Genomic DNA, 22,977 nt, shown 5'->3' with positions numbered 1-22,977 from the left:
AATCAATTAACCCTTTGAAATTTAATTTTGTAATTTCGCTGATAGTTTACAAGTTCTGTTGCACCGTCTAAATAGCGAATTTCACTAATTAACTGCTCACCCTGATATAAACGTCGCGTCGTTCCTTGTTCAACTAGCTTCAAGCCATAAAGCTGAGAGTTCAGCACAGTAACAGGCCAGTGCACAAGCATGATATCAGCGAGAATATAACGAGGATCAACAGCGTTGATTGGGAGCATTTTTTCGCTTTTAATTGGCCCAAGTGGCGCTTTCTCTAATTGAAAAATAGGCATACCTTGAGCTGTCATAACAGCCAAGTTGATACCTGTTTCACTATTTAAACTCAGCTGCGCTAGTAACGTATACTGCTCATCACCATGGCGTACTTCAAGCACTTGCTGCCAATTATCAGCAACTAATGACGGAGGTGGATCAAGCAAGTAAATTCCTGCATTTGGCGCTAAATCAACGCCCGTTTTTACAGCAAATTCACTGGCACAACTAGCCACTAATATGCTCAAACTTAAAAGCAAAGAGCGTGTTAATCGCGACATAATTCAACCAACGTATTTAAGCGTTTGTTGCTTTGTTTTACAAATGGGTTTTGTAAATCCCAGGCATAGCCTGCAAGAATAGCACTGATCATCTCGCGAATTTGTTGGTTTTTCTCACTGTAAAAAATCACGTCTTGAAATGAGCCATCATACCAAGCACTAACGTAGGTTCTAAAGCAATTAACTCCTTGTTGCAAAGGCTCACTGTAATCGTTTTTGAAATCAACTTGCTCACCACGTAAGTAGCTATCAACTAAAGGAGCAACCAATGAGGCTGATTTTAACGCAATCGTCACCCCAGATGAAAACACCGGATCTAAAAATTCACCTGCATTACCAAGTAGTGCAAAATGCTCACCATACAAGCTCGACACATTAGCAGAATAGCCTTTGATAGCACGCGCTTCACCTATAGCTTCTCGGTTGGCTAATAACTCACTTAAATAGCTGTCTTGCTCGATAAATTCATTTAAGCCAGCGAGGGGGAGTTTATCCTCAAGCTGCTCTGGTTTCCCAACTACACCAATGCTTGCCGTACCATCACTAAATGGAATCAACCAATACCAAATATCTTTATGCTCTGGATGAACATTAATTAAGATTTTTTCACGGTCAAACTGGGGATCGCTAATATTATCTTTAAAATGGCTGAAAAAAGCCCAGCGTACAGGGAAATTTGATGCTGACTCTAAATCAAGTAAGCGAGGTAATACTCTGCCAAAACCACTGGCATCAAGTACAAAACGCCCTTTAATTTGATAGCGTTGCTGGTTTTCATCTGTAACATCAAGTAAAGCGCCATCTTCACAATCGGTGTAAGCAAACACGCTATGCTGGTAACGTATTTCAGCCCCCTGCTGCATGGCACCATCGGCTAAGCATTTATCAAAGTCCGCACGTTTTACCTGAAAAGTCGTGCCAGGGCCTTCGCTAAATTTTTCGGTAAAATCGATCGTTGTGTGGTCGCCCCGACGCTGAAACGCAGCACCATTTTTAAACTGAAATCCACGTGATTGTGCCTGTGCTTGCACCATTTGCTCAAGGCCTGCTTCTTCTAAAAAGCTCATGCACTGGGGTAATAAACTTTCACCAATCGAAAAACGAGGAAAGGTTTGCTGCTCTAACACCACCACATGCCAACCTTTTTTCACCAGTAAACTGGCAGCCACGGCTCCTGAAGGGCCAGCACCAATAATAACAACATCGGCCTGTTGAACTTGATTATTCACCTATTATTTTTCCTTATTTTTAGGTAATGCAATACTGAGCGGCGCCAGGATATAGATACAAACTAGCCCCACTAATACCGTTAATCCGAAACTGAAAATAGCTGGTGTTTTCGAAACAGCCAACATGCCAAATACCCACATCGATGAAGCCGCTGATAAACTAATTGCAAGCACATTGCTAGGACTTAAATTATTAACTTGATAAAACACCAAATAATCAATTGCCAAGGCTAATATCAATAAACAGCCTAACAGATTAAAAATCGATAGCTGAGATTGCAGCACACTGCAGAGCAGCAGTACTGCAGAGGTTGTTAGTATAAGCACTAAAATTTGCTTACATGCTGTTTTAAAACCAAATTTAACGCTAAAAAGTAATAACGCAAAGATCATCGCAATGGCCAGTGTCACCAGTAACGAATTTGAGTAATGGCTTAAACCTTCGCTTATCATCGCAACTTTATCGTAAACAATTAAGTCTGTAGAAGCGTTGGCCAAATCCTTAAGCTCGGATTTATTTACACCCGTTACCATAAACCAGCTTGCGGTCAGTGTATTGCTTGAGATCACTTGGTTAGCGATTAACGGCGCTAATGGTGAATTAAGTGCCGCGTTTAAATCAAGCATTGATGTTGAGAGCTCAACAGGCGTCCCTGTCATTTGGCTAACCACACTCATGGCTTGCTGGGCCGAATGTAATTGCTCGTAGTTTTGTTTTTGCAATTGCTTACTAGGCACTAAGTCACTAAGCATCAATACGTTACCATTGAGCCCAGTTATTTTTGTCTTAAGTGTTTCTTGTTTTTCTAGTAATTGCTGCGCATTATCGGCAAATAAAATCATGATTTGGCCATTATCTTTTCCTAATAAAGACATATGCAACGCTTCGTTTTGCATTAAATCAGCAGGACTTGCATTTAACAGCTTTACATCATCATTAATCACAGGGGGTTTTAGTAAGGCAAAGGCACTCAGAAACACTAACATCAGCATGCTGAGTGCAACGCGATAATGCGTTAATCGTTTTAAATAACCACTTAACATGTTTGCTAATCGATGAGCAGCAGCGTTAATGGTTAAACCAGCTTGCCAATAGGGAAATAAGATACGGGTGCAAAGCCAAGCTGTAACTAGCCCTGCAACAACAAATACGCCTACTTGACTGAGTAACTGTACTGGCGAGAAAAACAAACTCGCGTAACCGAGTATAGTGGTTAGTAACGACAAGAGCAGCGCCAGTTTGAGCCCTTGGCTAAAACCTTGCGGCTGCTCGGTTAAATCAAGCATGCCATGAAATGCATAATCAATGGCAATACCAATCAGCGTCACTGCAAACACCATGGTTAATACATGCACCTGACTAAAAATACTGATCAGCGCAATGGTGCCGCCAATAGCGGCGCTTATCACGGTTACAGAGGCCAGCCACAATGCATTTATCGAGCGAAACACCCACACCACCATCAAAATAAGCGCCAGCAAGCTCACCGAACCAAACAAGGTCATTTCAAATTTGGCTTGCTGCGCATTTGCTGCGGTATGAAATAAAGCACCGGCATAGCGAATTTGTGTATCGGGATAGCGGCTTTCAAGCTCAGCGATATAGGTAACTATCTCATTGCTCAAAGCTATTGATTGATTTATTGAAAAGGCATTGTCAGCACTTTGCACGAATAACATTAAATACTCATCACCTTGATAGTTAATGTTAATTCGGCCATCTTGCAGCTCAAATTGCTGCATGTGCGCCATTGCCTCGGATAAGAACCCCGCTGTAGCAAGCGTAGGGTCTTGGTTGATAGTACTTGAAACAAAAGGATCAGCGACTTTACTCAACTGATTAAAGTAATACTGTTGAAAGCGATTAGCATCGCCAATCGCTTGCTTATATTCCTCGGAAACTAAATGCCCTGCGTACTGACCGTAAAATGCTGCCAACTGGGATATTTCTGGTAACTTAAAACGAGGCTCAATGTGTTTGCTCGCCAGCCATTGATATAATTCATCATAAGCTTTTACTGCATTCTCACCACGAAAAGAAAAGCTCAACTGCTGTTTGTTAGCTGAAAAAAAGTGTTCTTCGACTTGCTGTAAACGCGGTTCTGACTTTGGCAACAAAGCCAAAATATCATTATTCAACGTAGGCTGTTTTAGAATAAAAACAGCCACTAAGGCGCTAACTAATAGGCTCAGCCAAGCGAGCGTTAGGCCCCATGCTTTCACTGTTTTTGCTCATTGTGAGGATAAGCAAAGCGTAATACAGTAAAGTTACCATTTGCTTCTTGAAGACGCACACGGCTCACTTGCTCTGCTGCTACACATAATTCGAACTGACTAAATAGCTGCTTTAGCAGGTCATCTTTAGGTAATAAAGTCTGACAAGCGGGCTCTGCATGGTCTGTCATCGTAAATTGCTCAGCAAGCGCCACTTCATCATGCTTTAAAATTGCTTGCAGTAAATTAACGTAAGGCTCAGCGCCTTTTTGTAGCTGCGGCTCATCTTGAGCGTTAAGTGTATATACTTGCCCTTGCTTAATTAATAGCGTGCTTTTAACCGGAGACTCAACCTGCCAAGTGAGGCCATCTTCAGCAAGTTCAAACGAACCTGTTGATATAAAAGGTTTACTAAATCCTTTAAAATGCTTCTCTTGGCTAAATGTGCCTTGCTCTGTCACTGCGCTTGATGCAAACACAGGAAAAAAAACTAGCACACTCAGTAACAACACGCTTAATCGCATTAAATCACCTTTTGAAGTTTTTCATGTAAAACAGGCGGCGAAACAAACTGCATTTCTTTTTTCTCTATATCAACCGCAACTTGGATAGTCGTTGCTTTGGTTAACTTTTTACCTGTAGCGCAATCAGTGATTACGTAATCGATACGTAATCGTGTTTCATATTCTTTTAAGTAGGCATCAACGCGGATTTTTTGTGTGAACAATGCTGGGCCGACGTACTTAATATGCATGTCAATAATTGGCCACGCATAGCCAGATTCTTGCATTTGCACATAGTCATAATCAAACAAACGCAGTAACTCGCAGCGCGCGACTTCTAAATAGCGCGGGTAATTACCATGCCATACCACATTCATTGGATCGCAATCATGAAAAGGAATTTCAATCTCAACATGAGTGCTCAGCAACGAGCCACGACTATGCATATAAACTCCAACGTTTTGTTTGAATAGCGTCAACCGTATAGCGAAGAACAGCTTCTAGTGGACGGTCTTCATCAAGCAGCGGGAAAAACTCGCTAATGTCTTGATACATACTTTGTACATCACTAGTTAAACTAGCAAACTCAAGCTCACCACTGTTGATACGTAAACGTAGACCTTGAATACTCGCGAGCAACGTACTAGCGACAACTTGTTCAGTAAGCTGCAATATACGTAAACAATCTCGCGCTGCTATGGTTCCCATACTCACTTTATCTTGGTTATGACACTCGGTCGAACGAGAAAACACACTCGCTGGCATGGTCAGTTTTAGCGCTTCAGCAGTGTACGCACTAGCACCGATTTGCACCGCTTTAAAACCATGGTTAATGTAACGGCGCTCATCGTTACTTGCCGATAGATTAGAGGGTAACCCATTGTTATAGCGTGTATCCACTAACGATGCTATTTGTCTGTCAGCTAAGTCTGCTAAATTTGCCACAGCCGTTTTCATGCTATCCATCACCATTGCAATATGGCCACCATAGAAATGGCCACCATGCAGCACGTGTTCACCTTCACCATCAATAATTGGATTGTCATTCGCCGAATTTAGTTCATTTTCAATCATTTGCCTAAACCAAGGCAAACTATCTTGCAGCACACCAATAACATGTGGGGCACAGCGAATTGAATACCTATCTTGCAAGCGGTCAGCGTTACGCGGGTGCTCTACATGGTTTAAGTCTCCACGGATCCATGCAGCTACTTGCTGTTGCCCTGGATGTGGCTTCACCGAAAACAAAATATCATCAAAGTGATGACTGTTACCTTTTAATGCAAGGCTTGCAAGGGCTGTTATACGGCTGGTCAATTTAACTAAGTAATCTGCTCTATCATAAGCAAGACATGCCAAAGCTGTCATCACGGCCGTGCCATTCATGACTGCCAGCCCTTCTTTCGGGCGCAGCTTTAATGGCTGTAAGCCAAGTTCTTGCATCACCTCTAGACTGTTTTTAATTTCGCCTTTGTAATACACATCGCGCTCACCAACCATGGCACCGGCTACATACGAAAGCGGGGTTAAATCACCACTGGCTCCCACCGACCCTTCTTGCGGAATTACCGGTACAATATTGTGATTTAAAAAGTCACGTAATAAGTTCAACATATCCCAGCTAACACCAGAATACCCCTGTGAAAGCGAGGTTAAACGGGTCGCTAAAATAGCGCGCCCTTGGGCTTGATTAAACACATCGCCAAGGCCACAACCATGAAAACGAGTAAGATGCAGTGGTAGCTCATTGACTAAATCAAGTGGCACTTTTACGGTTACCGAGTCGCCATAACCTGTGGTTACGCCATATATCACGCCATCATCTTCAAGCAACTTATCTAAAAACGCTACGGCGCTGTCTATTTTATTCGCAAATTGACGGTCTGATGTTAACGCTACAGCACCTTGCTCTAATGCAATATGAACAATATCTTCAATCGATAAACGCTGCTCGCCAAATACGGTAGTCGTGTGCTCTGACACCTTAGTTCTCCTTGTTTTGACCACGAGACACTTGCTCGCCATTTTGCCAAAAATCATAAAAATTAAACCATTGATACGGATAGGCCGCAGCGTAAAAACTGAGCCTTTGCGCATAATCGCTAACAATTTGTTGTAATGTTTGTTGTCTCGTTTTACGCGGTAGAACGAGTTTGTCGGCGTATTTTTCAAAAATCACGCGGTAAAATATTTCGCCATTTGGCTTTTTATCTTTTAAACAAAACAGGTGAAACACCGGACAATCTAATAGCGCAGCTAATATGAATGGCCCTTGTGAAAAAGGGGCTGGCTTACCTAAAAAGTCAGCTTCGATTACTCTTCCTGTGGTGGTGGTACTGGTTCTATCACCGACAATCACCACTATTTCACCCTGCTCGACTTTTTCTTTAAGCATAATCGCCATATCTGGGCCAAGATCGGTTACTTGAATGAGGTTTACCGCAACATCCGGATTAATACTTTTCAGTAATTTATTAAACTCAACGGCATGATGAGTAAACACCAATACATTAATCGTTTTACTGTTTCTGTGTTGGCTAAGGGCCCTACATACCTCTAAGTTGCCAAGATGCGAGCCGATAAAAATAGCCCCTTGCTGTTGCTCATCAAGTTGTTTAAAAAGCGCTTCGTTAGTGTAAAGAATGTTATGTTGCTGTATTCGCCCAAGCCAAGCATCTATTTTGTCAAAAGCGCTGTCTGCAAAGCAGCGAAAATGACGAAAGCTGTCACGCCAAGTAACGGCTTTACTATTACCATTCACCTTACGCGCTTGGGTTAAGAATGTATGTGATGCTTGGCGGGCAGTTTTGCCTGTTAAAAACAAATAAAACACCACTGGAAACAGCACCAGCCACAAGCCTTTACGACCAAATACGCGATAACACACAAGCAATATCTGCATGCCAAAGCGATTGCCACGTTCTTGCATTTTTGACCAGTGCTTTATAGCCATTAGCTAGCCACCTTACGCCAAAGTAGCTTAGGTGAGCGTAGCAACATGCCAAAGAATAAACGCGTATGTAGCCAAGAAATTCCCACGTTATCGTGTAAGGCTCGAAAGTGAGATACGCCATTTTCAGGGTAAATGACCTGGGTTGGCAAAAACGTGACTTTTACACCTTGCCAATAAAGCCTGACCAAAATCTCGATATCAAAGTCCATGCGCTTGCCAAGCGGTTGCTTTGTCATTAATTGTTCAACAGCTGCTAATGGATAAACCCGGAACCCACACATTGAATCGACAATATCAAAGCTTAGGGTTTCCACCCAAACCCAAAAATGGGTGATATAACGGCTCAAATAACGGTGCTTAGGCACTGAGCTGTCATAAATTGGACAACCGCTGATCACTTTTTTCGGTGATTCATTACTCAGTTCAATCAACTTACTAATATCTGCTAACGAGTGCTGACCGTCTGCATCAACCTGAATAGCATGGCTAAACCCTTGTTGATAGGCAGCCAACAACCCAGTTTGAACGGCCCCACCCTTACCTTGATTTTGAGCATGGCTTATCAAGGTTAAAAAGTCGTACTGAGTGTCAAGCTCTGCAAATACTTGCTTGGCATCTTCGTCACTACCATCATCAACCATGATAATTGGCAGCTGTAATTCTTTTAGCTCGTAGATTACAGCAGCGATAGCATGTGTATGATTGTAATTAGGAATAACAATACAAAACTGGTTCATGGCTTAATCACAAAATACAATTCGACCAGACGCATGCTGGCCTTTGTCTGATTGATAGCTAAACAAGCACTTACCTTTTGCATTACGCTCAAGGGTTAGGTTTACCGTCATATCAGGGGTTGTTACTACCTGAAACTTTAACACTTCTAAATCTTGTACTAGTTTGCCAAAACCCAAATATTGCTGAGCATATTTTACTGCCCAATCCAGCTGTACTACGCCTGCTAAAATTGGCGCATCTGGAAAGTGGCCGCGAAAATAATCTAAATCAGCTGCAATGGTTAACGCTAAACTCACGCTAGTTTCAGTTTGTGATAAAACGGCCACCTCTGGGGTTACGTTATTCAGGCTTGGCAAAATACTGCTCCAATGTTTTTAAACTTAATTTAGCTTGGCTGTTAAAAGGAAGTGCATCGATGTAGCGCCATTTACGTGGTAAGCAAATACGTTCAAAGCGGTTTGAGAGGTGCGCTTGTAATGCGCGGTTTATTGCTAATTTACCCTGTTGTTCAAGCTCTTTATTAGCTTCATCACTGAGTACAACCACCGCACCAATTTGTACACGCTTGGCTGGAATAACCACTACTTTTACTTCTTTTACCCAGTCATGGTTTTGCAGATAACTCTCAAGCTCATCTAAATTTAAACGTTTTTCTTCAATTTTTATCGTTCTGTCTATACGGCCCAACAGTTTAAATTGACCATTTTTATGAACGAGTGCTCTATCATCTAAAGGAAAGTTCGATTGCTCTAAAATCGCAGAATCTAGCATCAATCGCCCTTCATGATTTAACGATAAAAAATTACCATTAAACGGCTGCCATGGTACATCAACCGCAGCCTGTGTAACTTGACGATAAGCAATGCCGCCTGTTTCAGTACTACCAAAGACTTGTGTCGCCGGGAGAGCTAACTGGTTAAATAAAGTTTCGGCATGCTCATTATTGAGTGGTCCCCCAGAGGAAAATAACCACTTAATTTTATCGCGTTCAGGTATTAACACATTATCAGCACATAAACGGCCAAGCTGTGCTGGGCTTGAAACGAGCACAGCATATCGAATGGTTTTTAACCTTTGCGCGATATGTTCTGGATACTGAATTTGCTCGCTATCAATTATATGACCCTTAGACAACGGCCAAAGTAAACGGAACAATAAGCCATAAATATGTTGATGCGATACGGTCGCTAAAAACGTAAATTGACGTGGTAAGTCAAATGACATTGATAATACTGCGAGTTCTCTATTTAATACCCGCCACGGTTTCACAATCGGTTTAGATTGTCCTGATGAGCCTGACGTATAAAATATAACAGCAGTGTTTGTTGGCCATTGTAAACGGTTAGTTTGCAAAGGCGTGTGACCAAGGCTTTGTTCAAGGTTGGTAAATAACACATCGTCATCGATATTAGTTGCATCACCAGCAAAAAAAGCAGACTGCGCAAGCAATAAACTTAATGTTTCACGCTGACCATTAGGTGGCAAAATGACATTATGACCACTACAGGCTAAAGCAAATAAGCGCACTGCAAATTGGTAGGTATCAGGATGGAATAACACTACATGGCTGCCAGTTTTCAGCGCTGTGAGCTTACTTTGATAAGCCGCAATATCAGCATAAAACTGTGTTTGTGTTATTGGCTGCCCTGCAACAACAAATGCAGCGTCTGGGTGAAATTTCAGGTTACTCGCTACCATTACTTTTAACCTTTTGTCTTACAAGCCATTCCACAAGGCCTAAGAGAGCTATCAGAATATAGGCTATTAATCCGTTGTACAGAGTCCATGTCTTTAACGAAGTAAATAGGCTAGTGTATAACGCAATACTGCCATTAATAATAAAAAACGCGCACCATACTTTAGTAACTTGGCGCGTGTAATTGACCCCTTTTTCATCAAGATCATGCTCTTTAATTCGAGCAAAACTCTCAATGACTGTTGGGCCATTTTTCAGCGAATAAGCAAAGGTGATTGCCATTACTGTATTTATAATGACTGGGTAAAGTTTTAAGCCCAGATCACTGTTAAAAAACTGCGTTGTTGCTAAAGCGATAATACCCAAAATAGAGGCGGGTTTTATCCATGGCATAGATTTGAGCAGCTTTTTGCTAAGCAAAAGCCTTAAGCCGACCAATACCATCAGTACCAAGCTCACTTGCCTTAATGAGATATGCTGTAATCCAAAATACACAATAAACGGGTATAAAGATAAGCACACTAAGAGCAGTGTTGTGGTTATCGCTTTGAGCATAATAATGTTTATGAAACGAGTTTTTCTACTTCGTTTACCACATCTTGCACAGTACGCACTTGTTTAAATGCATCTGGCTCAATTTTTTTGCCAGTGATTTCGCGTAACTTTACAACTAAGTCAACAGCATCAATGCTATCAAGATCTAAGTCTTGATACAGGTGCGCATCTAGGCTGATATCATCAGCATCAATCTCAAATTCATCTACTAAAATGCCCTGTAAAACGTTATAAATGTCAGCAGCGGTTTTCATGCTTATTCCTACTTCTAAGTCTGTATTATGATTGGTGTTGGTTAATAAATTCTGCCAGTGCATCTACTGATGCAAAATGGGCTTTTGTTTGTTCTGAGTTTGCGTCAATTTTAACGTTAAACTCTTTTTTAATGGCTAAACCAAGCTCAAGCGCATCGATGCTATCTAGACCTAAACCATCAACAAATAGAGGTTGGTCATTTTCAATATCATCCACGGTAATATCTTCAAGATCTAAGCTGCTAATGATTAATTGTTTTATTTTGTTCTTTAGTTCAGTCATAGGTGCCTGAGTTCCTCTGAAAAGTAATGTTGCAAATCACGGGTTAATTGTCGTGCTTGCATAGCGGGTTGTTCATTATTAAGTGTGTCATTAAATGTAAATGGGTCACTGGCAAAGCGCATTTCAAAATGCGCTTTTGTTGCTGCGACGCAATACCATGGTGTGCCTTTGGTCAAAGTACTTGGTTTCATACTAATCAGCACTGAGGTAATAGGAGCTTTACAGCGAGCAGCAATATTCGCAGCACCACGCTTAAATTTTAACTGTTCACCAGGGGTTGTGCGGGTGCCTTCAGGAAAGATAATCAGGTTATTTCCAGCAGCAAGTGATGCTTCACATTCGTTTAGTAACTCTTGTGGGTCTTCATTACTAATATAACCTGTGCCCTTAATTACACCGCGCATAAATGGATTTTTAAATAGATGTGCTTTGACCACGCAGTCAGCATTTTTAATGACAGATATCAGCACCACGACATCAATTAATGAAGGGTGATTGGCAAGTACAAGTTGCCCTTTAAGATCATGAAATCGCTGTTTATCATGCACCGAAAAATGGATAGCACCAGTGTAATGCATCAAGGCAACAAAAAATTTAAAACTATAATGAACCGTTAAACGCGCTTTTTGCTTACGTTTTGCTTGGCAGGGTTCAAATAAGCGTTGGATAGGTAAAACCAATAAGGTTAGAAGAATACCGCCAAAACCAAATACAGTAAAACAAAACCCCGTTGCCAATACACGCCAAATTTTATTCAACTTTATATAAAAGTTAGTCGCCATGGTACTGTAGCATCCAAGCTGATTGTTGATGTGAAAGCAGCGATTGTGTTCCTTTGCTTGTTAAAGCAGCTGCCAATTGCAAACTCAATGGTAAACATGAGTCACTTTGCGTATGTTCTGATTCAGGAAGTTTTATTAATTCAAAATACGGCTTACCGATCTGTGCTTTTGATAATACAAACGACACACTATGAGCAATTTGTTGCTCATCGCTAAATGGTAAGTATTCATCGGGTAATACGCTTTCGGCATGGGCTATTAAAATTTGCTGCTCAACACCAATATGAACACGTGCAAAGCCATCGATCATGGCAGAAATAATACTGTCTTGCCCACCTGCGATGGCATTCATTGGTGCTTTATTTTTTGCAATAATAGAGAACAACCCGGTTGCGGCATTGTGCACACTCAAACCAAATGCGGTAGGAGAAAGAGGCTCTTGTTCAACTAGTGAATGTAATAGATTCGCCGTTTTTGGTAAGTCGCCATGACGCGATGAAAAATTTACGGCGAGCTGCTCGTGATTCCCTTGTGCTTGATGCATAGTATGAAGAGCCATTTTCATGAAAGGGCTTAAACGGCGACGCTGCATAGGTGCAACCCAGCTTAAATCAAGGTCGAGAAGATCGAGGTGGCTTAATCCTGCTACTTGTTGCTCGGGTGCAACCCATAAACACAGATTATCAACAACAAATTTCACAAGTATTATTCTTATAACGCCAAACGATTGCTAATTTTACCTATTAGCTACAAAAAAGTAAAACAATGGTGCTTAATTACAAAAGTAATTAAGCACTCATTCATTTTTATCGTAAAATGACGTCTTTTTCAGCTAAAAGTTGTGCTTTTTCGCCTACTATATCAGCAATATCAAGTTCGTTAATATATGCTAACCCTATTTTTTGTTGCTCATTTGATAGTGGCACATAAGGTAGACGGAAAACAGGGTTCACCGCACCTGTCATCATCAGAGCAGTATTTATCGCAATTGGATTAGGCTCGCAAAACAACCACCCCATTAAAGGCTGTAATTTTGCGTTTAATGCATCATTCTTTTCATTCATCAAGTGACGGAATAAGCCTGGAATAATATTAGATGTAACCGAGATAACACCGTGGGCTTTATGAATGTGTCTTGCATCATGCGCTTCATCGTCGTTACCTGACCAACAAGCAATGCCTTGCTGTTCATAATGAGCAATTCGCTCATTGCCACCGCACTCTTTTACACCAATAAAGTTTTCGTGCTTAGCGAGTGGTTCAATGATATCGGGGGTTAGATCTTGACCTGTACGACCTGCTACGTTGTAAATAAACGCAGGACCAATATCTAGTAAACGATTAAAGTGTTCTTTTACTCCGGCCAAAGACGTACGCCCGTAATATGGATTGATTTGTAGCGCAGCATCCATCCCTGTAGCAAAACCATACTCGGTTGCTTTAATCGCTTCACGGGTATTGTTACTACCCGTATTACCTACAATTAGTAAACGATCTGAGAATTTGCTAACACTATGTGCAATCAGCATTAAGTGTTCTTCCCAATTCATTAGTTGGCCTTCACCTGTGGTACCGCCCACAATAATGCCATCAACGCCAGCTGCAATTTGTTGCTCAACAAGGCCGTCATAGCAAGCAAGGTCAATTTCACCATTCGTTAAATATGGTGTTTTTATAGCGGTGATCAAACTTGCTTGTTTAATTGTTTCTAGGTTGCGCATAACTTTTTTAATGTTTGGAAAATTTGCGCTAGTTGTATCATAAACACAGCCATTTTCCGAGTAGTGAGCTGTAATAAATAAAAATACTTGAGAAAAAATCAAAGTTAAGCCAAAATCAAATACTGTATATATCAACAGTATTTATAACGAGTATTTGACAATGCAACTTTCTAAATTTTTGGCAACCTACTTTTACACTACCGAAGAGCTATGTCAGACCCTATCAATTGATGAGGAAACCTTATCAGAATGGCAGCAAAGTAGTTTATTTCCAAAGCCAAGTTACTGTTTGCAGAGTCAGTTAGAGTGCAGTTCATATTCAGGTATTTACCAATGCGAAGAATATCAAGACTACTACCCTCGTGGCGCGGCGAGTTGGGGGCAATTAATTATTAAGCATGACATTACTTCATCTTGCCAAGCATTTAATTATTTTGCCCAGCAATATTCAAATCATCTGAGTAAACTGGCCGAGCAAGGATTTGCAATAAATGAAGAGTTGTTTGGTAGTGAAATTGAGGAACACTTACAACAAGTATGGCAACAGTTTTTATGCAGCAAATATGGCGTCCTCACACAAAATGGCTTAGTTGAAGAAGCAGTGCAGCTAGATGTCGCTAAATTACTTATTGATGATATTACTGAGCTACGCACTAAAATCGGCTTAACTTTGGAGGAGCGACAAAGCTTACATAAAGCTCTCAAATTAATGAACCGCGCTTTAAGTTATGGTACTGGAAACGAGGGTAAAAACACTTTAAGACATCGTTATATAGATAACGTGGTCACTAAATACGACCTATCAATAAAATAACCCGATTAATTTGCCACTCTAAAATGAAGTAAAACTGAACGACCGGGTAAAGTTACAGCAACGTTTAAATTGTTACCATTTGGTTAATACAATTTGCTACTTTTGTTTTGTAGGTATTCATATTTTTAATCGTTAGATTGATCTAGTTGAGTTACTTAAGTTGCGAGTGCAATGCACATTAACAATGAACAGTGCTCTTTTCTTCTCAACTAATTAAATCATAAATGAAGGATTGAAAGATGAAACCTTTTTCAAGGCTTGGTCGCATAAATGCGACCTACTTGGCTATGCTCGGCTTGAGTTTAGCGCAACCAGCAATGGCACAAGATGTTGCCATCACTAAAACAAAAACAGATGCGCTTACCTTTACACTGATTACAGGGGACAAAGTATCTGCGGTCGTCAATAAAAACGGTGAGTTAGGTGGTATTCGTTTACTCAATGCAGATGGCTCTGATGCAATTACGAGTATTTTTAAACGTGGTAAAAGTACTTATGTTATCCCAACGCAAGCACAAGCCCTTGTAAATTCACAATCAATTGATATGGAATTATTTAATATCAATAAACTTTACGAGTCTGGTTATGATGATGCATCTACTGATGTACTGCCTATAATTGTTGAATATCGCGATGGCAGCCTTGCAGGTACGGCAGTACCAAAGACATTTGCAGGCATATCATTGACTAGCGAAATAGAACTTATCGACAGTGCAGCATTCGCAATTAGTAAAGATAAAGCCGCTCAAGCTTGGCAAACGCTAGCATCACAAGCTGATGTAGAAGGTATTTGGTTAGATGCTATCGTTCATGCTCATAAAGTCTCAAAGTCAGAGACATTAACACCGACAGTACCTTTAACCGGAGCTTATGGTGAAGCAGCCATTAACTACAATGGAGCAGGTATTAAAGTAGCCGTTCTTGATACAGGCTATGACACTGAACACCCTGATTTACATGGACGTGTAGTTGCATCTCGTGATTTTACATATTCAAGTAACGGTGTTGACGATATAAATGGTCACGGTACACACACTGCTTCAACCGTGGCTGGTAATGGTCACGAATCTGATGGTAAATGGGTCGGTGTTGCACCCGGTTCAGAGCTTATAATCGGTAAGGTACTTGGTAATAATGGCGGCGGTTCAACACTAGGAATCCTAAATGGGATGTATTGGGCTGTCATGGATGAACAAGCAGATATTGTTAATATGTCTCTCGGCGGTACGGCAACAACTTGTAGTGGCCCACTCGTTGACATGGTTGAAGCTCTTAGCGAGAAGGCATTATTTATTATCTCGGCAGGTAATAGTTTTACCCGTGAAACTATTGGTTCACCGGGCTGTGCGCCAAGTGCACTAACCGTTGGTGCTATAGATCGTGACGGTAATACAGCTTCGTTCTCTTCGCGCGGTCCATCACCAGATGGTCACTCAGCAAAACCAGATATTACCTCACAAGGTGTGTCAGTTGTAGCAGCTGCATCGGGTGGCTTAGGTGATACTGCATACCGAGTTTACTCTGGTACATCGATGTCAGCCCCCCACGTAGCTGGAGGAGCAGCTATTGTCATGCAGGCCCGCCATGATTTAACACCACAACAAATAAAAGATGTACTGACTTCATCTGTAAAAATAACCGATTCACATGTACTTGAGCAAGGCGCAGGCCCGATGGATATCAATCGCGCGATTGATCAAGCCATCATTGCCCCACCTAACAGAGAACTTGGCTTTTTTAAGCATACTGAAAACGATGCTTTTACTGAAACATCAGTAACCTTAAAAAATATCTCGCATAAAGATATCACCCTAAAATTAAAACTCGATTTAATTGGTGAAGATGGTAAAACACAATTACCAGCGACACTGGCAGGACTAGCTGCTAAATCAATTACAATACCAGCCAATGGCGAAGCGCAAGTACCAATGTGGATCGACCCGTCTGTTGCATTGAGAAACGGTGCATACGGAGCGATTACTGGTCGTATTACAGGTACTTCAACAAGCCAAAGCAATGAGCAACTTATTGTTCCCGTCTCTTTTTGGATAGATCAACCAAAAGTTTCTCTCACAGTCAACTTAACTGACCGTTGGGGTAATCGTGCAAGTGCTCCTTCAAAGGTGTATCTAATTAATGAAGAAGATGATTGGGGTTCACTTGTCCGACTAAATGGTGGGAAAGCAGAAGCTGAAGTACCTGCTGGTTACTATACTATTGTGGCTAATATCATGACTTACGATAACCCTGACTCAAATTCAGGTCTCGTTGATTCAGCAGCGCAAATGGCCGTTCTAAATAGAAAAATTGATAGTACTACAGTAATTGATTTAGATGCTCGAACAGCTCAACAAGTAACCTTCAAAGCTGAACAACCTCTTGCTCCTCAAGGTTATTCTTTTGGTTTCACCTATGCCCTAGACGATGAAAAAGTAGCGAAACTAGCCGGCATTGAAATGGCACCAGATTATGTAAGTGATATGTTTGCATGGTCTCAAGGTCATGATGATCGTTTCCGCTCATTTGTCACTACACGCGCACTTGCACCAGAAACAACGGTAAAAATGCAAAATGGCGTTGAGCTTGACTATATTAAGCAAGGCTTAGCACTTTCTTTTCATGGCGAAGGCTCTGCTGAAGTAGTACCAGTAGGTGATGCAGGTTATAGCACTGACTGGAGTCAATTTCAGTTAGAAGGTAAAATAGCCCTTATTACTAACCCTTATTATCTGACTTCTTACATGGTTGGTAACGCGATGAAGAATGGCGCCATTGGCGTAATCTTCTATCGTCCATCTCGTGCAGGTCGCTATAAAGGAACCATTACAGGCACACCTAAAATACCTGTAATTGGTATTAGTTCTGAGCAAGGTGAAACGCTTATGACTGAGATCGAAGCAGGTAATAATATGGTAAGTTGGTCAGGGATTGCAGCCGAACGCTCACCTTATGCCTACTCTATTAATCATATTACTGATGGTCGTATTCAATCAGGTCAAATCAATATCACTGAACATAAGATGCATAAGATCACCGCTTCTTATCATTCACAAAATGATGAACGTCCGTCTTGGACTGATGCGATGGCAATGACCAACAGTACAGGTGAGTTTTACTCTACAGGTAGTACACAGATGATCATGCTACCTCATGTACGTGAAGAGTATTACACAGCCACAACGAAGAATGCGTGGACGAATATCGTCATGCCAAATTATCAAATGCAAAGTTCTGGCGCTTACTTTGATGGTCCACGTACAATGACACCCGCAGAAGAAGAAACAACAACATGGTTCAAAGGCCCTCGTGCTGGTAGCTTAGGCAGCAGTGGTTCGCCAATTATCCGCCGAGATACTAACTTACTCCACTTCAATATTGCAGCCTTTGGCGATGCCTCTAATCACGACGGGATGTTTGGCTATATGGGTAGTTCGGCTTTCGGTTTAACTTTAGATGGTAAGCCTGTATCCCCTTATCAAGGCACCCTAACTCTTGAACCTGGCGACCACCAAATTACACTCGAGGTGCGTTCATACGCACGTGGTGTTGGTGAGCGCTCTCCTGTTAAAGACAACCTAGGATCACTATACCAAGGCTTCTATACTTTTACTGCCAATGAGCAGCATCAAGGTATACAACCAGTACTGATACCTATGATTGATTTACCTGTAGACATCGAAAACACGATGAATGTAGGCGAAGCTGCACAGGTTAAGTTATCAGGCTTACTTGATGGTGTTGGCGAAGTTCCGTTAGCAGACGTACAGTTCCAATATGCCTATGGTCAAGAGTGTGCAATTACCTCAATTCCTGCGTACATCTACTGCCCTGTATCAGACAAGTTCTCCCCAGAAAACTGGGTTGATGCACAGATACAAAATATTGATGGTGAATGGATTGCGACAATTCCAAATGATGGCAACTCAGGTGATTTTGTCCACATTCGTACTGTTGTAAGTGATTATGGCACAAGCACAGCTGAGCAATTTACATTACGTGCTTATATGCTCAAATAATTAGTTAGCGCTAATCAGCAAAGCCGCCTTCGGGTGGCTTTTTTCATATAAAACATGATGCTTAAACACAATATATTCAAGCATGAATAGGTATTAAGAATCTAAATGCTCATACTGCCCGCGATAAACTTCAAAAGTTTTAACGACGGTATGTTGCTCTTTACTTAGATTATCAAACCAAGTATCAAAACGTTCATCATCATCTTGTTCACTTAGTGCTAAATATTGTGCTAACAGCTCAATAATATCGTTGTGACTACAAGACAAAATATCTACATGATTAGCTAAAATAGAATGGTCTTTATCGCGAAGCATGTTCATTACATTTTGATCTAGTTCTTCACGGCTAGTTTTATCATTCACTTCCATATCCTTCTTTAAAATAAGCACGCATACCTAGTTATAACAGCCTTATCGACAATATCCAGCTTTTTAAAGCTAACTGCTTATTGATTGCTCAGCTTGTATAAATTTAAAACAGAACACAATAAATAAGAATTATTTCCATCTTGATATCAATACACAACCACTATATATTTGATACATTATCACATAACACAGAGTTGAATTATGAAGCCCAATATCCACCCTGATTACCAGCAAGTCGCTTTTCATGATACAGCGGCAGACAGCTACTTTATTATTGGTTCTACTATCAAAACTTCGCGTACGATTGAACTTGAGGGAAAAACTTACCCTTATGTACCAATAGATATCTCAAGCGACTCTCATCCGTTTTATACTGGTAAACAAAAAGCCCTAGCAAGCGATGGACGTGTAGCAGCATTTAATCGTCGTTTCAAAAACTTAGCGAGCAAATAGTTACTTTAAGGAAAGAACATGAAAGTATTAAGTTCATTAAAAAGTGCTAAGAACCGCCCGGGCTGCCAAATCGTAAAACGTAAGGGTCGTGTCTATGTTATTAATAAAGACAATCCGCGTTTTAAAGCAGTTCAAGGTAAAAAGAAAAAGCGTTAAAAAAGGTGCCTCGGCACCTTTTTAAAATTAAAGTAAATCTAACTTACTTACCAAATAACAACTCCCAAAAGCCTGGTGGCTCATGTAGCTCATGATATTTTTTTCTGAGCTCATCAATAGATTTAAGCGGCGCCTTAGCAGCTTCAAGGCCATGAGTACTTGCAAGCTGCTTAGCTTGTTTTGCTTGATTTATTACTTTATTCAGCCCTTCTAAAGACGCCGTTTTATGCTGTTTAAAATCAGCAGTTTTAGCTGTCTCTAACAATTCAATAAATTCATCAATAGCTGTATTAAAGGTGGCAAGATCATTAGCACGTACAGAGTTTTTATAAGCAAGTCCCATATTTTTCATATTGGCCTCAAGATCTATACTGGTAGCCGAACCAACACTCGAATAAAACAACAATAAGCTAACGATAAAAATTTTCATAAAACTCTCATATATATAACTATTGCAGCATTATAAACCGAAACTCAGGCACAGCCTAATTCTGACATTTAGATTAAGTTCATAACACATCACCTTTATACAAATAAACGCATCAATAATCCCACCATAATTACAGAAACAAAAACAATCCAACATTAAATTTTGAAATAAAAAACAAACCATCCATATAAGTGACTGAAAAAAAAGAATTAAACCAAATACATTTTGCTACGTATTTTTTATTTGAAATAAACAGGGACAATGATAGAGTAACAACCGTTAACATGTTGGAAACAACATTTAACAAAACCCTTCCAGGGAAAGAACAATAAAATAACAGGTGAAACAATGATAAAAAATAATTATTTAGGTGCCAGCATCAAGCTCGCTCTTTGCTCATCGGCGCTTGCCATTTCTAGCCAATCGATGGCTGCTGAAGATCAAGGTGCTAAATCAATCGACCGAATCGAAGTAACAGGTTCTCGTATTTTACGCGAAGGTGCTATAGCTCCAGCTCCAGTAACGGTTATCAGTGGTGATGACTTAGTTAATACCGGCGCTGTTAATATCGGTGAGGCACTAAATAAATTACCAGCTCTTGGTAATACTTTTTCCCTTTCAAACTCAGGTCGCTTTATCGGTACTGCAGGCCTAAACATTCTTGATTTACGCAACATGGGTACTGACCGTACGCTAGTACTCGTCAATGGTAAACGCCATGTATCTAGCTCTGCGGGCTCTCAATCAGTTGATACCAATACAATTCCTAGTGTATGGGTAGAGCGTGTTGAGATCATCACAGGTGGTGCATCTGCAGTATATGGTGCCGACGCTGTAACAGGCGTAGTTAACTTTATTCTAAAAAAGAACATTGAAGGCTTTAGTGCAAGTGTAACTCGCGGTGAGTCTGACCTTAGCGATTACAATAACGAAAAAGCGACATTCTCATATGGCACAAACTTCGATAATGACCGTGGTAATGTAGCCTTTGCTGTTGAGTATTCAGCACAAGATACGCTCAATGCGCTTGATCACCCATGGACAGACGGCTCTTATCGTAGCATGCGTAACACTGCGCAAACTGAAGAAAACAAAGACGATCCAAACTTCCCTGATTTTATCTACACACCAAATGCCGGCTACTATGCAATCAATAATGCAGGTGTTTTCGCGTTAAGTAATGGCTATGTGAACTCATTCAACCCAGATGGCACTTATCGCGAACTCAATATTGGCGACCAAGTCGACGGCTTATCTTGTGCTAATTGTGATTCGTTTAACCTTGCACAATTCAATGAGATTCAACCTGAATTTGAACGTTACAACGTAAACTTTAAAGTTAACTATGACGTTGCTGAAGATATGAATGCTTACTTTGAAGCAAAATACGTTAACAGCGAAGGCCAAAGCATAGGTCAGCCAGCATTCTTCTTCTTTAATCCAAATAACAGCATTAAGATTGACAACCCTTATCTTGACTCTAGTGTTAAAAATCTAATGGAACAAGAAGGTGTTAGCTCTATTATGGTTAACCGTATGATGACTGATTTAGGTCGTCGTATAGAAAACAACACACGTGAAACAACCCGTTTTGTTACAGGCTTAAAAGGCACTGTATTTACAGATTGGGAATTAGATGCATCGGTTGTTTACGGTCAAACAGATCTAGAGCGCGTTAATGGCGCAAATATGATCATGGCGAACTATTACAATGCCCTGGATGCTATTGATGATGGTTCAGGCAACATTGTTTGTCGTAGTGAAGAAGCACGTGCTGATGGCTGTGTACCAGTAAATATCATGGGCTTTGGTGCACCTAGCCAAGAAGCAATTGACTATATCAATACCGTATCAACAGGTACATCAACAATCACCCAAACTGTTGTAACAGCATCACTCGCAAACTCTGCAATTTATGAATTACCAGCTGGCTATGTTGGTTTTGCTGCCGGTGTTGAATACCGTAAAGAAGAAAGTGAAACTGAAGAGCCAGACAACGCAGTAGGTACGTTCTTTAACGCGCTGGGTGAAGACAAAGGTGAGTTTGACGTAAATGAAATTTACTTCGAAGCATCAATCCCACTTCTTGCCGACTTACCTCTTGTACAAGACTTAGTTCTAGATACAGCGGTACGTTACGCTGACTACAGCACAATTGGCGATGCAACAAGCTGGAAAGTTGGTTTAGATTGGACTGTTAACGACCAATTACGTGTTCGTGCCACACAATCTGAAGCCCTTCGTGCACCAAACATTGGCGAAATCTTCGGTGCACCTAGCCAAACCTTCTACAGTGTTGACGATCCTTGTTTAGCTGATAACTTAAATGATTTACAAAATTCAGAAGTACGCCGCGCGAACTGTGCAGCCCTTGGTGTGCCTGCAGATTTTGAATCAGATTACGATGCACAAACCCTTGAAGGTTTAGTAAGTGGTAACCGAGATGTAAAAGGTGAAGAGTCAACTAGTACGACTATTGGTTTAGTTTACCAACCTTCATTCCTAGAAAACTCAGTTGTTACAATCGACTATTGGAAAATTGAACTTGAAGACGCAATCTCAACAATTGCATCTCAAGAAATTCTTGATCGCTGTGTTGACGCTGAAGGCGGTATCAATAACCAATACTGTAATTTAATTACGCGTGATAGCGCATCAAGTGAAATTACATTGATTCAAAACTCGGTATTAAACGTTTCTGGTCAAGAAGCATCGGGTGTTGACTTTGAGTTAGGTTATGACTTTGATGCATTAGAAGGTAACTTCTCTACACGTTTAATTGGTACGTACTTAATTGAACGTAAAGACTATCCTTTCCAAGATCAACCTGAAGATTATATCGAATATGCAGGTACAACTGGCGAAGCGAAGTGGCAGGCAAACCTTTCAATCTCATATAAGCGTGATGGTTTCTTCACTACGCTTGATACTCGTTATATTGATGAGGTAAGCCTTTATACAGACCAAGATCTAGAAGATAACCCGAATCCAAATAGCTTAACTAAATTTGGTACCTATGTTATCTCTGATGCAACAGTTGGGTATAACTTCGAAAACGGTTTTGGCGTTAAGCTAGGAGTTGATAACATCTTTAACCGCAAACTTCCATTCGGTACGATAGGTACTGGCTCAGGAAGTGCGAGTTATGACAACATTGGCCGCTTCGGCTACTTAAGACTTTCTTACGACTTCTAATCGTAAAAAATTTGATTCTCTTAGGGCTGCACTTTTATGCAGCCCTTTTTCATTTAAGAAGT

23 protein-coding genes are annotated in these 22,977 nt (G+C 40.8%); 5 read left to right on the top strand and 18 right to left on the bottom strand.

Going from position 1 to position 22,977, the window contains the following annotated elements:
* Window positions 1-2: 2 nt before the first annotated feature.
* The 16 genes from HCZ11_RS02235 to dapA form a co-directional block, all read right to left on the bottom strand.
* Complete coding sequence (locus tag HCZ11_RS02235) at window positions 3-554, bottom strand: DUF3261 domain-containing protein (RefSeq protein ID WP_167657515.1); 552 nt, start codon at window positions 552-554, stop codon at window positions 3-5.
* On the bottom strand, window positions 542-1,783 hold the full coding sequence (locus HCZ11_RS02230) for a tryptophan 7-halogenase (protein WP_167657514.1): 1,242 nt from the start codon (window positions 1,781-1,783) through the stop codon (window positions 542-544). The genes HCZ11_RS02235 and HCZ11_RS02230 overlap by 13 nt, the downstream gene beginning before the upstream one ends.
* 3 nt (window positions 1,784-1,786) lie before the next feature.
* Complete coding sequence (locus tag HCZ11_RS02225) at window positions 1,787-4,006, bottom strand: MMPL family transporter (RefSeq protein ID WP_167657513.1); 2,220 nt, start codon at window positions 4,004-4,006, stop codon at window positions 1,787-1,789.
* The gene (locus HCZ11_RS02220) at window positions 4,003-4,521 is read right to left on the bottom strand and encodes an outer membrane lipoprotein carrier protein LolA (RefSeq protein ID WP_167657512.1); all 519 of its coding nucleotides are present in this window, start codon (window positions 4,519-4,521) and stop codon (window positions 4,003-4,005) included. The genes HCZ11_RS02225 and HCZ11_RS02220 overlap by 4 nt, the downstream gene beginning before the upstream one ends.
* A complete protein-coding gene (locus HCZ11_RS02215) occupies window positions 4,521-4,946 on the bottom strand; it encodes a thioesterase family protein (RefSeq protein WP_167657511.1) in 426 nt (141 codons plus the stop codon). The genes HCZ11_RS02220 and HCZ11_RS02215 overlap by 1 nt, the downstream gene beginning before the upstream one ends.
* Window positions 4,939-6,483: a histidine ammonia-lyase gene (hutH, locus tag HCZ11_RS02210; RefSeq protein ID WP_368484040.1), complete on the bottom strand. Its 1,545-nt coding sequence runs from the start codon at window positions 6,481-6,483 to the stop codon at window positions 4,939-4,941. Before hutH ends, HCZ11_RS02215 begins: the two co-directional genes overlap by 8 nt.
* Before the next feature lies 1 nt (window position 6,484).
* On the bottom strand, window positions 6,485-7,453 hold the full coding sequence (locus tag HCZ11_RS02205) for an acyltransferase (protein WP_167657510.1): 969 nt from the start codon (window positions 7,451-7,453) through the stop codon (window positions 6,485-6,487).
* Complete coding sequence (locus HCZ11_RS02200; protein WP_167657509.1) at window positions 7,453-8,190, bottom strand: glycosyltransferase family 2 protein; 738 nt, start codon at window positions 8,188-8,190, stop codon at window positions 7,453-7,455. Before HCZ11_RS02200 ends, HCZ11_RS02205 begins: the two co-directional genes overlap by 1 nt.
* Before the next feature lie 3 nt (window positions 8,191-8,193).
* Window positions 8,194-8,547 carry a thioester dehydrase gene (locus HCZ11_RS02195; RefSeq protein ID WP_063707686.1) on the bottom strand — a complete coding sequence of 118 codons (354 nt, stop codon included), beginning with the start codon at window positions 8,545-8,547 and terminating at the stop codon, window positions 8,194-8,196.
* On the bottom strand, window positions 8,531-9,889 hold the full coding sequence (locus HCZ11_RS02190; RefSeq protein ID WP_167657508.1) for a class I adenylate-forming enzyme family protein: 1,359 nt from the start codon (window positions 9,887-9,889) through the stop codon (window positions 8,531-8,533). Before HCZ11_RS02190 ends, HCZ11_RS02195 begins: the two co-directional genes overlap by 17 nt.
* The gene (locus HCZ11_RS02185; protein WP_167657507.1) at window positions 9,876-10,442 is read right to left on the bottom strand and encodes a hypothetical protein; all 567 of its coding nucleotides are present in this window, start codon (window positions 10,440-10,442) and stop codon (window positions 9,876-9,878) included. Before HCZ11_RS02185 ends, HCZ11_RS02190 begins: the two co-directional genes overlap by 14 nt.
* 8 nt (window positions 10,443-10,450) lie before the next feature.
* Window positions 10,451-10,696, bottom strand: a complete 246-nt coding sequence (locus tag HCZ11_RS02180) for an acyl carrier protein (RefSeq protein ID WP_054554554.1) — start codon at window positions 10,694-10,696, stop codon at window positions 10,451-10,453.
* Window positions 10,697-10,721: 25 nt separating this feature from the next.
* A complete protein-coding gene (locus HCZ11_RS02175; RefSeq protein WP_054554555.1) occupies window positions 10,722-10,979 on the bottom strand; it encodes a phosphopantetheine-binding protein in 258 nt (85 codons plus the stop codon).
* Window positions 10,976-11,761, bottom strand: a complete 786-nt coding sequence (locus HCZ11_RS02170; protein ID WP_130052719.1) for a 1-acyl-sn-glycerol-3-phosphate acyltransferase — start codon at window positions 11,759-11,761, stop codon at window positions 10,976-10,978. The genes HCZ11_RS02175 and HCZ11_RS02170 overlap by 4 nt, the downstream gene beginning before the upstream one ends.
* Entirely contained in the window at window positions 11,751-12,461 is a 711-nt protein-coding gene (locus HCZ11_RS02165) for a beta-ketoacyl synthase chain length factor (RefSeq protein ID WP_130052720.1), read from the bottom strand. The genes HCZ11_RS02170 and HCZ11_RS02165 overlap by 11 nt, the downstream gene beginning before the upstream one ends.
* 106 nt (window positions 12,462-12,567) lie before the next feature.
* Window positions 12,568-13,482, bottom strand: a complete 915-nt coding sequence (dapA, locus tag HCZ11_RS02160; protein ID WP_130053029.1) for a 4-hydroxy-tetrahydrodipicolinate synthase — start codon at window positions 13,480-13,482, stop codon at window positions 12,568-12,570.
* A gap of 160 nt (window positions 13,483-13,642) precedes the next feature.
* On the opposite strand from dapA, the gene HCZ11_RS02155 reads away from it, so the two are divergent.
* Both HCZ11_RS02155 and HCZ11_RS02150 read left to right on the top strand, forming a co-directional pair.
* On the top strand, window positions 13,643-14,296 hold the full coding sequence (locus tag HCZ11_RS02155) for a DUF6058 family natural product biosynthesis protein (protein WP_130052721.1): 654 nt from the start codon (window positions 13,643-13,645) through the stop codon (window positions 14,294-14,296).
* Window positions 14,297-14,535: 239 nt separating this feature from the next.
* A complete protein-coding gene (locus HCZ11_RS02150) occupies window positions 14,536-18,312 on the top strand; it encodes a S8 family serine peptidase (protein ID WP_167657506.1) in 3,777 nt (1,258 codons plus the stop codon).
* Between the two features lie 93 nt (window positions 18,313-18,405).
* Here HCZ11_RS02150 and HCZ11_RS02145 read toward each other — a convergent pair whose 3' ends face one another.
* Window positions 18,406-18,675 carry a hypothetical protein gene (locus HCZ11_RS02145; protein ID WP_130052723.1) on the bottom strand — a complete coding sequence of 90 codons (270 nt, stop codon included), beginning with the start codon at window positions 18,673-18,675 and terminating at the stop codon, window positions 18,406-18,408.
* 207 nt (window positions 18,676-18,882) lie between these two features.
* Here HCZ11_RS02145 and HCZ11_RS02140 point away from each other — a divergent pair, with 207 nt between their 5' ends.
* Complete coding sequence (locus tag HCZ11_RS02140) at window positions 18,883-19,134, top strand: type B 50S ribosomal protein L31 (protein ID WP_130052724.1); 252 nt, start codon at window positions 18,883-18,885, stop codon at window positions 19,132-19,134.
* Between the two features lie 18 nt (window positions 19,135-19,152).
* Window positions 19,153-19,290 carry a type B 50S ribosomal protein L36 gene (ykgO, locus tag HCZ11_RS02135; RefSeq protein WP_054554561.1) on the top strand — a complete coding sequence of 46 codons (138 nt, stop codon included), beginning with the start codon at window positions 19,153-19,155 and terminating at the stop codon, window positions 19,288-19,290.
* A gap of 43 nt (window positions 19,291-19,333) precedes the next feature.
* Here ykgO and HCZ11_RS02130 read toward each other — a convergent pair whose 3' ends face one another.
* Window positions 19,334-19,720, bottom strand: a complete 387-nt coding sequence (locus HCZ11_RS02130) for a cytochrome b562 (protein ID WP_167657505.1) — start codon at window positions 19,718-19,720, stop codon at window positions 19,334-19,336.
* A gap of 348 nt (window positions 19,721-20,068) precedes the next feature.
* Between HCZ11_RS02130 and HCZ11_RS02125 the strand changes: the two genes are divergently transcribed.
* A complete protein-coding gene (locus HCZ11_RS02125; protein WP_130052727.1) occupies window positions 20,069-22,915 on the top strand; it encodes a TonB-dependent siderophore receptor in 2,847 nt (948 codons plus the stop codon).
* The last annotated feature ends 62 nt before the right edge of the window (window positions 22,916-22,977 follow it).

Origin of the sequence: Pseudoalteromonas sp. HF66, from assembly GCF_011806445.1 — a bacterium.
In the GTDB taxonomy this organism is placed as follows: Bacteria; Pseudomonadota; Gammaproteobacteria; order Enterobacterales; family Alteromonadaceae; genus Pseudoalteromonas; species Pseudoalteromonas apostichopi.
Note: the sequence above shows the minus strand (reverse complement) of the source record. Positions and strands in the feature narration are given on the sequence as shown.

Bases quoted from the DNA above. Each gene is read 5' to 3' on its own strand.
- HCZ11_RS02180 (WP_054554554.1), bottom strand. From the start codon at position 10,696: ATGAAAACCGCTGCTGACATTTATAACGTTTTACAGGGCATTTTAGTA.
- HCZ11_RS02200 (WP_167657509.1), bottom strand. From the start codon at position 8,190: ATGAACCAGTTTTGTATTGTTATTCCTAATTACAATCATACACATGCT.
- HCZ11_RS02155 (WP_130052721.1), top strand. From the start codon at position 13,643: ATGCAACTTTCTAAATTTTTGGCAACCTACTTTTACACTACCGAAGAG.
- HCZ11_RS02125 (WP_130052727.1), top strand. From the start codon at position 20,069: ATGATAAAAAATAATTATTTAGGTGCCAGCATCAAGCTCGCTCTTTGC.
- HCZ11_RS02175 (WP_054554555.1), bottom strand. From the start codon at position 10,979: ATGACTGAACTAAAGAACAAAATAAAACAATTAATCATTAGCAGCTTA.
- HCZ11_RS02140 (WP_130052724.1), top strand. From the start codon at position 18,883: ATGAAGCCCAATATCCACCCTGATTACCAGCAAGTCGCTTTTCATGAT.
- HCZ11_RS02185 (WP_167657507.1), bottom strand. From the start codon at position 10,442: ATGCTCAAAGCGATAACCACAACACTGCTCTTAGTGTGCTTATCTTTA.
- HCZ11_RS02190 (WP_167657508.1), bottom strand. From the start codon at position 9,889: ATGGTAGCGAGTAACCTGAAATTTCACCCAGACGCTGCATTTGTTGTT.
- ykgO (WP_054554561.1), top strand. From the start codon at position 19,153: ATGAAAGTATTAAGTTCATTAAAAAGTGCTAAGAACCGCCCGGGCTGC.
- HCZ11_RS02220 (WP_167657512.1), bottom strand. From the start codon at position 4,521: ATGCGATTAAGCGTGTTGTTACTGAGTGTGCTAGTTTTTTTTCCTGTG.
- HCZ11_RS02215 (WP_167657511.1), bottom strand. From the start codon at position 4,946: ATGCATAGTCGTGGCTCGTTGCTGAGCACTCATGTTGAGATTGAAATT.
- HCZ11_RS02130 (WP_167657505.1), bottom strand. From the start codon at position 19,720: ATGAAAATTTTTATCGTTAGCTTATTGTTGTTTTATTCGAGTGTTGGT.
- HCZ11_RS02150 (WP_167657506.1), top strand. From the start codon at position 14,536: ATGAAACCTTTTTCAAGGCTTGGTCGCATAAATGCGACCTACTTGGCT.
- HCZ11_RS02205 (WP_167657510.1), bottom strand. From the start codon at position 7,453: ATGGCTATAAAGCACTGGTCAAAAATGCAAGAACGTGGCAATCGCTTT.
- dapA (WP_130053029.1), bottom strand. From the start codon at position 13,482: ATGCGCAACCTAGAAACAATTAAACAAGCAAGTTTGATCACCGCTATA.
- HCZ11_RS02170 (WP_130052719.1), bottom strand. From the start codon at position 11,761: ATGGCGACTAACTTTTATATAAAGTTGAATAAAATTTGGCGTGTATTG.
- HCZ11_RS02235 (WP_167657515.1), bottom strand. From the start codon at position 554: ATGTCGCGATTAACACGCTCTTTGCTTTTAAGTTTGAGCATATTAGTG.